14 protein-coding genes are annotated in these 13,529 nt (G+C 65.0%); 9 read left to right on the top strand and 5 right to left on the bottom strand.

All coding sequences use genetic code 11. The features are described 5' to 3' along the window. Window positions 1-132: 132 nt before the first annotated feature. From C8J30_RS05185 to C8J30_RS05165, 5 genes are all read left to right on the top strand, one after another. Window positions 133-318 carry a hypothetical protein gene (locus C8J30_RS05185; protein WP_146227864.1) on the top strand — a complete coding sequence of 62 codons (186 nt, stop codon included), beginning with the start codon at window positions 133-135 and terminating at the stop codon, window positions 316-318. A gap of 49 nt (window positions 319-367) precedes the next feature. Next, complete coding sequence (locus C8J30_RS05180; RefSeq protein ID WP_110804651.1) at window positions 368-1,444, top strand: branched-chain amino acid ABC transporter permease; 1,077 nt, start codon at window positions 368-370, stop codon at window positions 1,442-1,444. 64 nt (window positions 1,445-1,508) lie between these two features. Further along, window positions 1,509-2,795: an ABC transporter substrate-binding protein gene (locus C8J30_RS05175; RefSeq protein ID WP_110804650.1), complete on the top strand. Its 1,287-nt coding sequence runs from the start codon at window positions 1,509-1,511 to the stop codon at window positions 2,793-2,795. Between the two features lie 48 nt (window positions 2,796-2,843). Next, window positions 2,844-3,665, top strand: coding sequence for an ABC transporter ATP-binding protein (locus tag C8J30_RS05170; RefSeq protein ID WP_110804649.1), 822 nt, complete (start codon window positions 2,844-2,846; stop codon window positions 3,663-3,665). A gap of 80 nt (window positions 3,666-3,745) precedes the next feature. Next, window positions 3,746-4,966 carry a phenylacetate--CoA ligase family protein gene (locus C8J30_RS05165; protein WP_110804721.1) on the top strand — a complete coding sequence of 407 codons (1,221 nt, stop codon included), beginning with the start codon at window positions 3,746-3,748 and terminating at the stop codon, window positions 4,964-4,966. Between the two features lie 23 nt (window positions 4,967-4,989). Here the strand turns inward: C8J30_RS05165 and map are convergent, their stop codons facing one another. Next, window positions 4,990-5,799, bottom strand: coding sequence for a type I methionyl aminopeptidase (gene map, locus C8J30_RS05160; RefSeq protein ID WP_110804648.1), 810 nt, complete (start codon window positions 5,797-5,799; stop codon window positions 4,990-4,992). A 112-nt stretch (window positions 5,800-5,911) separates the two neighbouring features. Here map and C8J30_RS05155 point away from each other — a divergent pair, with 112 nt between their 5' ends. Genes C8J30_RS05155 through C8J30_RS05145 form a run of 3 tightly spaced genes read left to right on the top strand, consistent with a single transcriptional unit; the run spans window position 5,912 to window position 8,282 of the window. After that, the gene (locus tag C8J30_RS05155; protein ID WP_110804647.1) at window positions 5,912-6,640 is read left to right on the top strand and encodes a competence/damage-inducible protein A; all 729 of its coding nucleotides are present in this window, start codon (window positions 5,912-5,914) and stop codon (window positions 6,638-6,640) included. Then, entirely contained in the window at window positions 6,637-7,350 is a 714-nt protein-coding gene (locus C8J30_RS05150; protein ID WP_110804646.1) for a GNAT family N-acetyltransferase, read from the top strand. Before C8J30_RS05155 ends, C8J30_RS05150 begins: the two co-directional genes overlap by 4 nt. Next, window positions 7,347-8,282 carry an OmpA family protein gene (locus C8J30_RS05145; protein WP_110804645.1) on the top strand — a complete coding sequence of 312 codons (936 nt, stop codon included), beginning with the start codon at window positions 7,347-7,349 and terminating at the stop codon, window positions 8,280-8,282. The genes C8J30_RS05150 and C8J30_RS05145 overlap by 4 nt, the downstream gene beginning before the upstream one ends. Before the next feature lie 39 nt (window positions 8,283-8,321). Here the strand turns inward: C8J30_RS05145 and C8J30_RS05140 are convergent, their stop codons facing one another. Beyond that, window positions 8,322-9,227, bottom strand: a complete 906-nt coding sequence (locus C8J30_RS05140; RefSeq protein ID WP_110804644.1) for a LysR family transcriptional regulator — start codon at window positions 9,225-9,227, stop codon at window positions 8,322-8,324. A 270-nt stretch (window positions 9,228-9,497) separates the two neighbouring features. On the opposite strand from C8J30_RS05140, the gene C8J30_RS05135 reads away from it, so the two are divergent. Further along, window positions 9,498-11,510 (top strand): NADPH-dependent 2,4-dienoyl-CoA reductase, encoded by a 2,013-nt coding sequence (locus tag C8J30_RS05135; RefSeq protein WP_110804643.1) that lies wholly within the window; start codon window positions 9,498-9,500, stop codon window positions 11,508-11,510. Window positions 11,511-11,570: 60 nt separating this feature from the next. On the opposite strand, the gene C8J30_RS05130 is transcribed toward C8J30_RS05135, so the two are convergent. From C8J30_RS05130 to C8J30_RS18545, 3 genes are all read right to left on the bottom strand, one after another. Further along, window positions 11,571-11,918, bottom strand: a complete 348-nt coding sequence (locus tag C8J30_RS05130; RefSeq protein WP_110804642.1) for a hypothetical protein — start codon at window positions 11,916-11,918, stop codon at window positions 11,571-11,573. 9 nt (window positions 11,919-11,927) lie between these two features. Beyond that, window positions 11,928-12,701 carry a DUF6478 family protein gene (locus C8J30_RS05125; protein WP_110804720.1) on the bottom strand — a complete coding sequence of 258 codons (774 nt, stop codon included), beginning with the start codon at window positions 12,699-12,701 and terminating at the stop codon, window positions 11,928-11,930. Window positions 12,702-12,871: 170 nt separating this feature from the next. Further along, complete coding sequence (locus C8J30_RS18545) at window positions 12,872-13,501, bottom strand: hypothetical protein (RefSeq protein ID WP_181420777.1); 630 nt, start codon at window positions 13,499-13,501, stop codon at window positions 12,872-12,874. Between the last annotated feature and the right edge of the window lie 28 nt (window positions 13,502-13,529).

Below are 13,529 nucleotides of genomic sequence, written 5' to 3'. Positions count from 1 at the left end.
TTGAACAGGGGGACAAGGTGCGACATTCTGTCAGCGATCCGGCGAGCTGGAATGATTCCTGCCGGGGACAAGCACTGCATCAGGCGCTCCTTGTGGTTGAGGAGGCGCCCGGGGATGGGGGGCCCCTTCAAGATGACCAGAAAAGCCTGTTCCGTCGCCTTTACCATCGGTTGGGCCTCGGCATTGACCTTCGGATGGATTGCGCTGGCGGCACCGCCGGACGAGCCCGCTTCGCTGCGGACCATCAACATGATCCTCGCGGCCTTCGGGGCCGGGGCCGGCCTCTGGTCCTGGATGCGCGTGCGCCGCGACATCTGACCGGGGCGGAACGCACCCTTCCCCACCACATCACGGGGGGGAGGGGCTGATGTTCTACCGCGAAGCAGGCGATTTCAAGACAAGTTACCGGGCCGACAGCCAGACCTTTCCGATCCGTCTGGACCGGATGGGCTATGTCGCGGCGCTGGTCGTGGCCTATGGCATCGTGCCTTTCGTCATTGACGATTACTGGGCCAATGCGGTTTTCGTGCCCTTCCTGATCTACGCGATCGCGGCGATCGGGCTCAATATTCTGGTCGGCTATGCCGGTCAGGTGAGCCTTGGCACCGGCGGTTTCATGGCCGTGGGCGCCTATGCGGTCTACAAGCTGATGACCGCTTTTCCCGACGTGCCGATCCTGATCCATGTGCTTCTGGCGGGTGGCATCACCGCCGCGGTGGGCGTGCTCTTCGGCCTGCCCTCGCTGCGGATCAAGGGGTTCTACCTTGCCGTCGCGACGCTCGCCGCGCAGTTCTTTCTTGTCTGGCTCTTCAACAAGGTGCCGTGGTTTTACAACTATTCCGCGTCCGGGCAGATCACCGCGCCCGAGCGCACGATGTTCGGCATCTTCATCACCGGGGCGCAGACGACGGCGGCGGCGAAATACCTTTTCTGTCTGATCATCCTGACACTTGTGGCCCTGATGGCGCGCAACCTGACCCGCGGCACGGTCGGGCGGAAGTGGATGGCGATCCGCGACATGGACATCGCGGCCGAGATCATCGGGGTCAACCCGCTCTCTGCCAAGGTCACCGCCTTTGCCGTCTCGTCCTTCTTCATCGGCATCGCCGGGGCACTTCTGTTCTCGGTCTACCTGGGCGCGGCCGAGGTTGGCGAGGCCTTCGGGATCAACAAGTCGTTCCTGATCCTCTTCATGGTGATCATCGGCGGACTGGGCTCGATCTTCGGCTCCTTCGCCGGGGCGGCTTTCCTCGTGCTGCTGCCGGTGTTTCTGAAAAATGTGCTGGTGGGCGGCTTCGGCTGGCCGACCGATGTGGCGGCGCATCTGGAGCTGATGATCGTCGGCGCGCTGATCGTGGTGTTCCTGATCGTCGAGCCGCATGGGCTGGCGCAGCTGTGGCGCATCGCCAAGGAAAAACTGAGACTTTGGCCCTTCCCGCATTGAGGGGCAAGGCAAGACCCGGGCAACCGGCCAAATATAATCAATACGTTACTGGGAGGAGACACGTATGAAAAAGAGCTTTGCAGCCCTTGCGGCGGCGGCCATGCTGGCCACGACCGTTCCCGCGATGGCAGATCTGACGGTGCCGAACCTGAGCTATCGCACCGGCTCCTATGCCGCGAACGGCATCCCCTATGCCGATGGTTTCGCCGACTACTTCACGCTGCTGAACGAGCGGGATGGCGGCATCGGTGGCGAGAAGGTCGCCGTGCCGGAATGCGAGACCGCCTACAACACCGAAAAGGGCGTCGAGTGCTATGAGAGCACCAAGGGCCAGGCGGCGCTCGCCTATAACCCGCTCTCGACCGGGATCACCTATCAGCTGATCCCGAAGGTCACCGCGGATCACCATGTCCTTTACACGCCGGGCTATGGCCGCACGTCCTCGGCCAATGGCGCGGTCTTTGAATGGGTGTTCAACTACCCGGCCAACTACTGGGACGGCGCCTCGGTCGCGGTGAAATACATGCTGTCGCAGAATGGCGACGACCTGAAGGGCAAGAAGGTCGCGCTGGTCTATCACAACTCGGCCTATGGCAAGGAGCCGATCCGCACGCTCGAGGAACTGGCGAAGAAGCATGGCTTCGAGCTGGTGACGATCGCGGTCGACCCGCCCGGGCAGGAGCAGAAATCGCAATGGCTGCAGATCCGCCGCGAGAAGCCGGATTACGTGCTGATGTGGGGCTGGGGCGTGATGAACCAGGTCGCGATTCAGGAAGCGGTGAACATCAAGTTCCCGATGGATCACATGATCGGCGTCTGGTGGTCGGGCTCTGAAAACGATGTCGGACCGGCGGGCGAGGGCGCGAACGGCTACAAGGCGCTCAGCTTCCACGGCGTCGGCTCGGATTACCCGATCTATGCCGATCTGAAGAAATACGTCTTCGACGCGGGCAAGGCTGCGGGCGCGGGCGACAACCTTGGCAACGTGCTCTACTCGCGCGGCATGTATGCGGCGATGATCATTTCCGAAGCGATCAAGACCGCGCAGGAAAAGACCGGCCATGCCGCAGTGACGCCCGAAGAGGTGCGCGACGGCTTCGAGAACCTGAACCTGACCGAAGCGCGCCTGACCGAGCTGGGTCTGCCGGGCTTTGCGCAGGAAATCCACGCGACCTGCGCCGATCACGGTGGCCCGGGCACGGCGATGATCCTGCAATGGGACGCCGCGGCGAAGAAATGGTCGGCGGTCTCGGACTGGATCGAAGCCGACAAGGACGTGCTTGACCCGCTCATCGCCGAAGATTCGGCGGCCTTCGCCAAGGAAGGCGGCATCGCCGAGCGTTGCAAGTAAGACCCTGCCCCCGGCCTTCGGGCCGGGGGATTTCCCCGGAGGATGACCATGTTTGATGCGGCCAAGACCGAGACGCTGCTGGAAGTGAACAACATCGAGGTGATCTACAATCACGTCATCCTTGTGCTGAAGGGCGTCAGCCTGTCGGTGCCGAAGGGCGGGATCACCGCACTTTTGGGCGGCAATGGCGCGGGCAAGACGACGACGCTGAAGGCGATCTCGAACCTGCTGCATTCCGAACGCGGCGAGGTGACGAAGGGCTCGATCCTCTATCGCGGCGAACGGGTGCAGGACATGTCTCCCGCCGATCTGGTGCGCAAGGGCGTCATTCAGGTGATGGAAGGGCGGCATTGCTTCGAGCATCTGACGGTCGAGGAAAACCTGCTGACCGGCGCCTATACCCGCAGCGATGGCCGAGCCGCGATCGCACAGGACCTCGAGATGGTCTACACCTATTTCCCGCGCCTGAAGGAGCGCCGCAAATCGCAGGCGGGCTACACCTCGGGCGGCGAGCAGCAGATGGTGGCGATGGGACGGGCGCTGATGTCCCGGCCCGAGACGATCCTGCTTGACGAACCCTCGATGGGGCTCGCGCCGCAGCTGGTCGAGCAGATCTTCGAGATCGTGAAAGCGGTGAACGAGGGCGAAGGCGTCACCTTCCTTCTGGCTGAGCAGAACACCAACGTCGCGCTGCGCTATGCGCATTTCGGCTACATCCTGGAAAGCGGCCGCGTGGTGATGGACGGCCCGGCGGCGCAGCTGCGCGAAAACCCGGATGTGAAGGAGTTCTATCTGGGCATGTCGGACGACGGCCGCAAGAGCTTCCGCGATGTCCGAAGCTACCGTCGCCGCAAGCGCTGGTTGGCCTGACAAGCCCCTGACTTGAAAAACTTGCTGCGCAGCATTCTGCATTGCAGCATCTCCCAAATGTGGCGCAGAAAGGCCCCGTGATGAGCCGTTATTACGATGTTCTGGAAACCCGCTCCGCCGATGAACGTGCCGCCGCACTGACGCGGGATCTGCCGCAGGCGGTGGCGCGGGCGTTGATGGCGCCGGGTCTTGCGGCGCATCTGGGCGGGGTCGATGCCGCGGCGATCACCTCGCTTGACGCGCTGGCGAAATTGCCCGTGCTGCGCAAATCCGACCTGAGCGCGGCGCAGAAGAAATCGCCCCCCTTCGGCGGCATGACCCCGCGCACGGCGCGCGGCTTCGCGCATATCTTTCAAAGCCCCGGCCCGATCTATGAACCCGGCGAAACCTCGGCCGACTGGTGGCGGATGGGGCGCTTCCTGCATGCGGCGGGGGTTGGCCCGGGGGACATCGTGCAGAACTGCTTTGGCTACCATCTGACGCCCGCCGGGATGATCTTTGAATCCGGCGCGCGGGCCGTGGGCGCCGCCGTCCTGCCCGCGGGCACCGGCCAGACCGAATTGCAGGTCCGCGCCGCCGTCGATATCGGCACCACCGTCTATGCGGGCACCCCCGATTATCTGAAGGTGATCCTCGACAAGGCGGCCGAGATGAACGAGCCGCTGACGATCAGCCGCGCCGTCGTCGGCGGTGGGGCGCTGTTCCCGTCCTTGCGCAAGGAATATGCCGACCGCGGCATCGCCTGCCTGCAATGCTATGCGACGGCCGATCTGGGCAACATCGCCTATGAAAGCCCGGCGATGGAGGGGATGATCGTCGATGAGGGCGTGATCGTCGAGATCGTCCGCCCCGGCACCGGCGATCCGGTCGCCCCGGGCGAGGTCGGCGAAGTCGTCGTCACCACGCTCAACCCCGATTATCCGCTGATCCGCTTTGCCACCGGGGATCTCAGCGCCGTGCTGCCGGGCGTCTCGCCCTGCGGCCGCACCAATCTGCGCATCAAGGGCTGGATGGGCCGCGCCGATCAGACGACGAAGATCAAGGGCATGTTCGTGCGTCCCGAACAGGTCGCGGCCTTCGTTGCCGCCCACCCCGAGGTGAAACGCGCCCGCGTCATCGCCACCCGCGAGGGCGAGATGGATGCGATGACGGTGCGGATCGAAACCGAGGTCTGCGAGCCCGACCGCTACGCCGCGGGCGTCGTTGAAGCGCTCAAGCTCAAGGGCATGATCGAACTCGTGGCGCCGGGCAGCCTGCCCAACGACGGCAAGGTGATCGAGGATCTGCGCAAATACGACTGAGGCGGCCCGCCTTGGGCCCCGCCTCAGCCCCAGGTCGGGTGGAACTTGTTCGCCGGGCTCAGCGTGAAGATCTCGCAGCCATCGGCGGTGACGCCCACCGAATGCTCGAACTGCGCAGAAAGCGACTTGTCGCGCGTGACGGCGGTCCAGTCATCCGACAGAACCTTGGTTTCGGGGCGGCCAAGGTTCACCATCGGCTCGATGGTGAAGAGCATGCCTTCCTCCAGCACCGCACCGGCGCCCTTGCGGCCGTAGTGCAGAACGTTCGGCGGCGCATGGAAAACCCGGCCCAGCCCGTGACCGCAGAAATCGCGTACCACGCTCATCCGCTGCGCCTCGACATAGGCCTGAATCGCATGTCCGATGTCGCCAAAGGTGTTGCCCGGCTTCACCTGCTCGATCCCCAGCATCAGCGCGTCATGCGTGACCTGAATGAGCCGCTCCGCCTTGCGGGTCAGATTGCCCGCCACATACATCCGCGAGGTATCGCCGAACCAGCCATCCAGAATCACCGTCACGTCGATGTTCAGGATGTCGCCATCGGCCAGAACCTTCGGCCCCGGGATGCCGTGGCACACCACATGGTTCACCGAGATGCAGGACGCATGCTTGTAACCGCGATAGCCGATCGTCGCCGAGACCGCGCCAAGCTCCGTCACCCGGTTGCGGATGAAATCGTCGAGCGCCGCAGTCGTCGCCCCCGGCAGCACCATCGGCGCGACTTCGTCGAGGATCTGCGACGCGATCTTCCCGGCCGCCGCCATGCCCGCGAAATCGGCACGGTCATAGATGCGGATGCCATCCTTGGTCAGGCGGGGTTTTGCGTCGTTCACGGGCACTCTCCTGTTCGCTGGCCCCTAGATAGTCACAAATCCGCTGCTTGGCCAGACCCGGGCTTTTCCGCAACGCCGCAGCCCCTTATACCCATGCCGAAGGAGGAGCCCCATGCCCAATCCCACCTGTGCGATCCTGATCATTGGCGACGAGATCCTGACCGGCCGCACCCGCGAGGGGAATGCGCATCATCTGGCGGGCGAACTCGTCAAGGCGGGCTTCGATCTGCGCCAGATCCGGGTGATTTCGGACGACCATCCGACGATCGTCGCCGCGGTGCGGGAGCTTTCCGCGGCGCATGACCATCTGTTCACCTCGGGCGGCATCGGGCCGACCCATGACGACATCACCGCCGATGCCGTGGCCGAGGCCTTCGGGCGCAAGATCGGCGTGCGCGCGGATGCCCGGACGATCCTGGCCGCCCATTACGCCGCCCGCGGCGTCGAGTTCACCGAGGCCCGGCTGCGCATGGCCCGCATTCCCGACGGCGCGAGCCTGATCGACAACCCGGTCTCGGGCGCGCCGGGGTTCAGCGTCGAGAATTGCCACGTCATGGCCGGGGTGCCGAACATCTTTCAGGCGATGGTGGCAGGGCTTTTGCCGCGGCTCGCCGGGGGGCAACCGCTTCTGTCGCGCAACTGGCAGATGATGGTGGCCGAGGCCGCCATCGCCGATGCCCTGCGCGCGCTCGCCGAGGCACATCCCGACGTGTCCTTCGGGTCCTATCCCTTCGTGACCGAGGGGCAATATGGCACCAACCTTGTCGCCCGCGCGACCGATCCCGCGGCGCTCGACGCTGCCTTTGCCGCGCTGCAAGCCGCTTTCCCGGAGGGTCGATGACCGATCCGCTGTTCGAGGTGATCGACGCCACATGGCCCGCGGCCTCGGTGCGGGAGGTGGGCGGATTTCTGATCCGTGAAGGACAGGGCGGCGGCTCGCGCGTCAGCGCGGCAAGCCTTGTCGGTCGCCTTGAAGACGCCGACATCGACGAAGCGCTCGCTGCGCAGCGAAGCCTTGGGCAGACAGGGAAATTCATCCTGCGCCCCGGCGACGAGGCCCTTGATCTGGCGCTCGCGAAGCGCGGCTTCGAGGTGTTCGACCCGGTGGTGATCCTGGCCGCCGATCTTGCTGCCCTGCCCTCGGAGGTGCCGCCCGTCACCGCCTTCGCGCATTGGCCTCCCTTGGCGATCGCCCGCGAAATCTGGTCAGAAAACGGCATCGGCCCGGCGCGACAGGCGGTGATCGACCGCACCCCGCAGCCGAAAGCCACCGTCCTTGGCCGCACGAAAGACCGCGCCGCCGGGGCGGCCTTTGTCGCGATCCACCAGCGCAGCGCGATGCTGCATGCGCTGGTCGTCGCCCCGGAGTTCCGCCGTCTCGGCCTTGCCCGGTCGATCATGGCCGAAGCCTGTCGCTGGGCCGCAACCGAGGGGGCCGAGCGCATGACCCTTGTCGTCACCAAGGCGAATGTCGCGGCTCTGGCACTTTACCGGGCCCTCGGAATGCAGCCCGTCTGCGCTTACCATTACCGCCGCGAGGCCCAGTCATGAGACGTTTTTTCTGCGCAGCATTTTTCCTTGTCGCCCTGCCCGCGCAGGCCGAACAACTGCAACTGACGCTTCCGGCCGGGGCCTCGGTCTCGTCGGAGCGCACCCATGCCGCAACCTCTTACGCGCTGCCGATCGGGCCTTGGCGCAATGACACGATGGCCCGCAGCACACTCGAGGGCACGCGCTCGGACACCGCATGGCGGTTGCGCGGCAATCAGCAGACGACGCTGCAGATCCTTGCGCCGCTGCGCGATCAGATCGAGGCGGCAGGCTATATCCTGATGTATCAATGCGAGACCGATGCCTGCGGCGGCTTCGATTTCCGTTATGCGCTCGACTTGATCCCGGAACCGGAAATGCACGTCGATCTGGGCGACTTCCGCTATCTTGCGGCGCAGAATGGCAATGACTGGATCGCGCTGACAGTCTCGCGGTCGTCGGAATCGGGGTTCGTGCATCTGACGACAATGACGGTGCAAGACGCCTCGCCCGGCACACCCGACAATGATCTGGCCGCACCGCAACCGAGCCCGGAACCCGACAGCCCGGCCGGTGATCTGGGTCAGGCGCTGGAAAGCACGGGCAAGGTGGCGCTCGATGATCTGGTCTTTGCCAGCGGCGCTTCGAAACTGGCCGAAGAAGATTTCGCCTCGCTCTCGGCGCTGGCCGATTACCTTGCGACCCGGCCCGAGGCGCGGATCGCGCTGGTGGGGCACACCGACAACTCTGGGTCGCTCGCCGCGAATGTGGCTTTGTCGAAAGACCGCGCGGCGGCCGTGCGTAAACGGCTGATCGAGAAACTGGGCGTTCCGGCCGAGCAACTGACCGCCGAGGGGGCAGGCTGGCTCTCGCCCCGGACGTCGAACCTCACGCCCGAGGGGCGCGAGAAAAACAGAAGGGTCGAAGCGGTTCTCGCCTCGACCCCAAGGTGACGACGCCGGACGGAAAAGGCGCCGTGGGAGGAAGTCAATTCACCAGTTGTCCGGACCCTTGTCGGCAAAGGTCTCGGCCAGAAAGTCGATGAAGGCCCGCACCTTGGGCTGGGTGAAGCGGCCCGGCGGATAGACGGCATAGATGCCGAGCGTCTCCATCGGCAGATCGGGCATGGCCTCTTCGACCATCCCTTTCTTCATCGCATCAGCGTAAAGGAAACTGGGCAGATAGGCGATGCCAAGACCCGCGATCGCGGCATGCAGCAGCGATTGCCCGTCATTCACCGTCAGCCAACCCGCCGAGCGCACCTGACGCCGCTCGCCCGAGGGCGCGGTGATCTTCCAGACGTTGCCATTCGACTGGTTCGAATAATGCAGCAGCTTGTGATCATTCAGATCGTCGATCTTCGTGGGGCGGCCGTATTTCTCGAAATACTTTGGCGAGGCGATCATCCGTTTCGCCGTCTCGGTCAGCTTGCGCGCCTTGAGCGTGCTGTCTTCCAGCTCGCCCACCCGGATCGCCATGTCGAAGCCTTCGGAGATCAGTTCGACGTAGCGGTTGTTCAGCACCATGTTCACGGTAACTTCCGGATATTCCTGCAGAAAATCCCCCAGCACGGGCGAGAGCAGGTTGACCCCGAAATCGGTCGCGACCGAAATCCGCAGAAGCCCCGAGGGCGCCACCTGCATCGAGGTGACGAGCGCATCGGCCTCTCCGGCATCGTTCAGCACCCGTCGGGCACGGTCGTAATAGGCCAGCCCGATCTCGGTCGGCGACACCCGCCGCGTCGTGCGGTTCAGAAGTCGCGCCCCCAATCGGGCTTCCAGCGCCGAGACGTGCTTGGACACGGCCGATTTGGAAATCCCCATCTTCTTGGCGGCATCGGTGAAGCCACCTTGATCCACCACTGTGGCAAAGGCTTCCATTTCGGTCAGGCGGTCCATCGTTCACCCATGGGGAATGTTTCGTGTTTGTCTGAGTGATCGGATCGAATTCGGGCGCAATTTGGACACGCCCGGGACAATACGGGGGAAATTGCGGGGTTCGGTTAAGGCAGGGAAACGATTGTTGCTGGCAAAAGCGCGAAAGGGACGCTGCCCCTCGCCCTTGCGGGCTCACCCGGGGATATTTGGCGCAGGATAAAGACAATGACGTCGCGTTTGCCGTGACAGGGGGGGCGGCGCGCGTAAGGTGGCCGAAAAGGGGAGGACCTGATGAGCCATTATCCGCATCTGCTGGCGCCGCTCGATCTGGGCCATGTGGTGCTGCCCAACCGCGTGCTGATGGGCTCGATGCACACGAATCTGGAGGAAACCGGCGACTGGAACCGGGTGGCCGAGTTCTATGCGACGCGGGCGCGCGGCGGGGTCGGGCTGATGGTGACAGGGGGCATGGCCCCGAACCGCGAGGGCGGGGTGTTTCCCGGCGCCGCGGGATTGTTCACGCCGCAGGATATGGCCAACCACCGGCTGGTGACGGATCGGGTGCATGACGCGGGCGGGCGGATCGCGATGCAGATCCTGCATGCAGGCCGCTATGCCTATGGCCCGGACTGCGTTTCCGCCTCGGCGGTGAAATCGCCGATTTCCCCTTTCGCGCCAAAGGAACTGGATGCGGCCGGGATCGAAAAGCAGATCGCGGACATTGCCACCGCCGCCGCCCGCGCCCGCGAGGCGGGCTATGATGGCGTCGAGGTGATGGGGTCCGAGGGCTATTTCCTCAACCAGTTCCTGGTCCGCCATGTGAACCGTAGAGCCGACGACTGGGGTGGGTCTTATGAAAACCGGATGCGCCTGCCCGTCGAGGTGATGAAACGCGTCCGCGCTGCGGTCGGCCCGGATTTCATCGTGATCTTCCGCATCTCGCTGATCGACCTCGTACCCGACGGCTCGACCTGGGACGAGGTGGTGCAGCTCGCCAAAGCCATCGAAGCCGCCGGGGCGAGCCTGCTGAATACCGGCATCGGCTGGCACGAGGCGCGGGTGCCCACCATCGCCACCTCGGTGCCGCGGGCGGCGTTTTCCTGGCTGACGGCGCGGCTGCGCCCCGAAGTCGGCATCCCGGTCATCACCTCGAACCGGATCAACACCCCCGAGGTGGCCGAGGGGATTTTGGCTGCCGGGCAGGCCGACATGGTCTCGATGGCGCGGCCTTTCCTCGCCGATCCCGCGTTCGTCACCAAGGCGGCGCGCGGCCGCGCGGCGGAAATCGCGCCGTGCATCGGCTGCAATCAGGCCTGCCTTGACCACACCTTCTCGGGCAAGATTTCGTCCTGCCTCGTCAATCCGCGCGCCGGGCACGAAACCGAGCTGATGCTGACGCCCACCGAGACCCCGAAACGCATCGCCGTCGTCGGCGCGGGACCGGCAGGCATGGCCTGCGCCATCGCTGCGGCCGAACGCGGCCATGCGGTGAAGCTGTTCGAGAAGGACGCGGAAATCGGCGGGCAGTTGCGGCTCGCCCGCACCATCCCGGGGAAAGAGGAGTTCGTGGGCCTGACCGACTGGTTCGCGACGATGCTGTCCCGCGCGGGCGTCAGCCTGCGGCTCAACACCGAGGCGACAGTGGCCGCACTTGGCGGCTTCGACGAGGTGGTGATCGCCACCGGCGTCACCCCGCGCCGTCCCGGCATTCCGGGGGAGGAACTGGCGATCAGCTATGCCGACCTGCTCTCCGGCAAAGCCTCGGCCGGGCCGCGCGTGGCGGTTGTCGGTGCAGGCGGCATCGGCTTTGACGTCGCCGAATACCTGACCGTGACCGACAGCCCGACGCTGCACCCCGAGGAATGGATGCGGGAATGGGGCGTCGGCGATCCGGCGCAAAGCCCGGGCGGGCTCGCAAAACCCGAACCGACCCCGCCCGCTCGCACGGTCACACTGCTGCAAAGGAAGCCCGAGAAACCCGGCCGCCATCTGGGCAAGACCACCGGCTGGATCCACCGCGCCGCGCTTTCGGCGAAAGGCGTGAAGATGATCGGCGGGGTGAATTACGAGCGCATCACCGCCGAAGGCCTGCACATCAGCTTCGGCCCCGCGCGCGAAAATCCGACGCTGATCGAGGCGGATACCGTCGTGCTCTGCTCCGGTCAGGACAGCCAGCGTACCTTGGCCGAGGCGCTCACGGCGCAGGGGTTCACCCCCCACATCATCGGCGGCGCCGATGTCGCGGGCGAGCTGGATGCAAAACGGGCGATCGATCAGGGCACAAGGCTCGGCGCCAGCCTCTGATCCCCTTCATCTTGCCACAAATATCCCGGGGTCCGGGGGCAGCGCCCCCGGCCTCAGGGCTCAACCCGCGGTCTCGACGCAAAGGCGCCGGAACGCCCGCTTCAGCAGATCGAGTTCCGCCCGCAGCAGATCGAGTTCGGCGCGCAGATCCGCCTCGAGCGGCTGACCGCTCAGGATGGTGAAATGCCCCACCCTCTCGCCATCGGCCTGCAGAAGAAAGGTCTGCACCCCGTCCGAAAGCAGTTCGACCGGGATCGGCAGGCTCAGCCGCCAGCGACCATCGCCCAGCCCGTCGCAGGCCAGACCGGGCAGCTCGCGCGCCTGATGCACGACCTGAAACGCCGGTTCCGATGCACCGGCCCAGACACCTTCCCAGCGCCCGGCGATGATCCGCGATTCTTCCAGCATCCCGCCCCCTCAGATATCGGCGCGCGGATGGCGCGCGAAGGTCAGATCCCGCAGCAGGATCTGGTTCATCTGCGGACCTTCGAAGATCAGATCGACCCAGATCTTCTCGACCCGCTTTTCGTTCATCTTCGTATAGGCCAGATCGAATTCGACGAAATCCGTGCCGCCGCCCACCGGCATTTCCCGTACCAGTTGATCGGTGTTCGGCCCGTGCTTGACGTTCAGCCGACAGAAAATCTCGATCGGGCGTTCCAGCTCGACCGACATCGAAAGCCGCAGCAGGTGGTTGCGTCTGAGCCCGGCAACGCCGTCCTCGGGCAGATCGAGCACCAGCGACAGGAACGAGCCATCGAAGCGGAACACATCAAGCCGCAAGCCGAAGGGCGCGCGATCCTGCGCCCGCGTGTTGCGGATCTGGCGCAGCGTGATGTCGCTCTCCCGGCAATCGTGAAACAGCGTCGCATCCGTGCCGATCCGGCTGCGGCTTTCAGCACCGACGATCCCCGCCGGGTCCACCGGCCCGCGCCACAGATCGGGGCACCAGACCCAGTCGCAGCCGATCGGCCGTGCGATCCCGTCGACGTCATCGGGCGGCAGGGCCAGACGCGCCTCGGCCGCGAACAGCACCCGGTCGAGTTCGCGCCGCAACGCCCGCGCATCATGGCTGAGCTGATGCAGTTCCCCCCGGCTCAGCGCCGAAACGAGCCGCCCCGCCCGCGCCCAACGCGCCAGCATCCGGCTTTGCACCAGACGATCCAGAAACGAGGGGGACTTTCCAGACATCTTCATCGCGGCCATCCGAGAGTGTCGCCAATATGGAAACACTGCATCACATTCGTTTCCTTCTGCCCTGCATCCGGCCGAAAATGAAGCCGTAAATCCATCGAAATCCGCGCATTTTCGTTCGTATCAACCAAGGACGGAAACCGGATCGCAACTTTCGCCAAAAGCGATCAGTTCTGGTCGCGGATCGTCTCGTCAAAGGCAGAGAGCAGGTCAAGCTGCGTCTGGTCATCCAGCCGGCTGCCCGCCAGCGGCAGCACCGACAGCGCCGAGACATGGCCGCCGAGCCCCGAGATCTCGCGCCAATAGACCGGATCGACCGGCGCCGCGGTCGGCGCGGAATGGTCGGAGATCTTCAGAAGCAGCCGTTGCTCCTCGCGCTTCACCGCAAGGATCTCGACGTCCCGCGCCTTGCCCGACCGCGCCAGAGCCGCACGCCCGGCCTTGCTCTTGAAGAAGGTCTCGTAACTCTCGAAGGCGGTCTCGACGGGATCTGCGCTGACGGGGCCGATGGTGGCGCTCAGCATCGCCTGTTGCGCGGGTTTCGGCGCCGAGGCATTGCCGCCGATCGCAGCGCAACTGCCCCACAGCACGAAACTGCCCTCGGGCCCGTCGCGGGTCGAATTCGGATCGACGCAGAAGCCATCCGGCGCCATCAGCGTCATCTCGCCCTTCTGCACCGTCACCTTGCCGGAGACCGGCTTTCGCGCCGGCAAATGCAGGTTGAATTTCATCGGGAGTGCGTTGAGACAGCCCGAAAGGGCAAGGCTCAGGCACAAAGTGATCAAGACCCGTTTCATCGCCCCCCCTTTGCTGCGTCGCTCTTCC

Source organism: Rhodobacter viridis, assembly GCF_003217355.1.
GTDB lineage: Bacteria > Pseudomonadota > Alphaproteobacteria > Rhodobacterales > Rhodobacteraceae > Rhodobacter > Rhodobacter viridis.
Note: the sequence above shows the minus strand (reverse complement) of the source record. Positions and strands in the feature narration are given on the sequence as shown.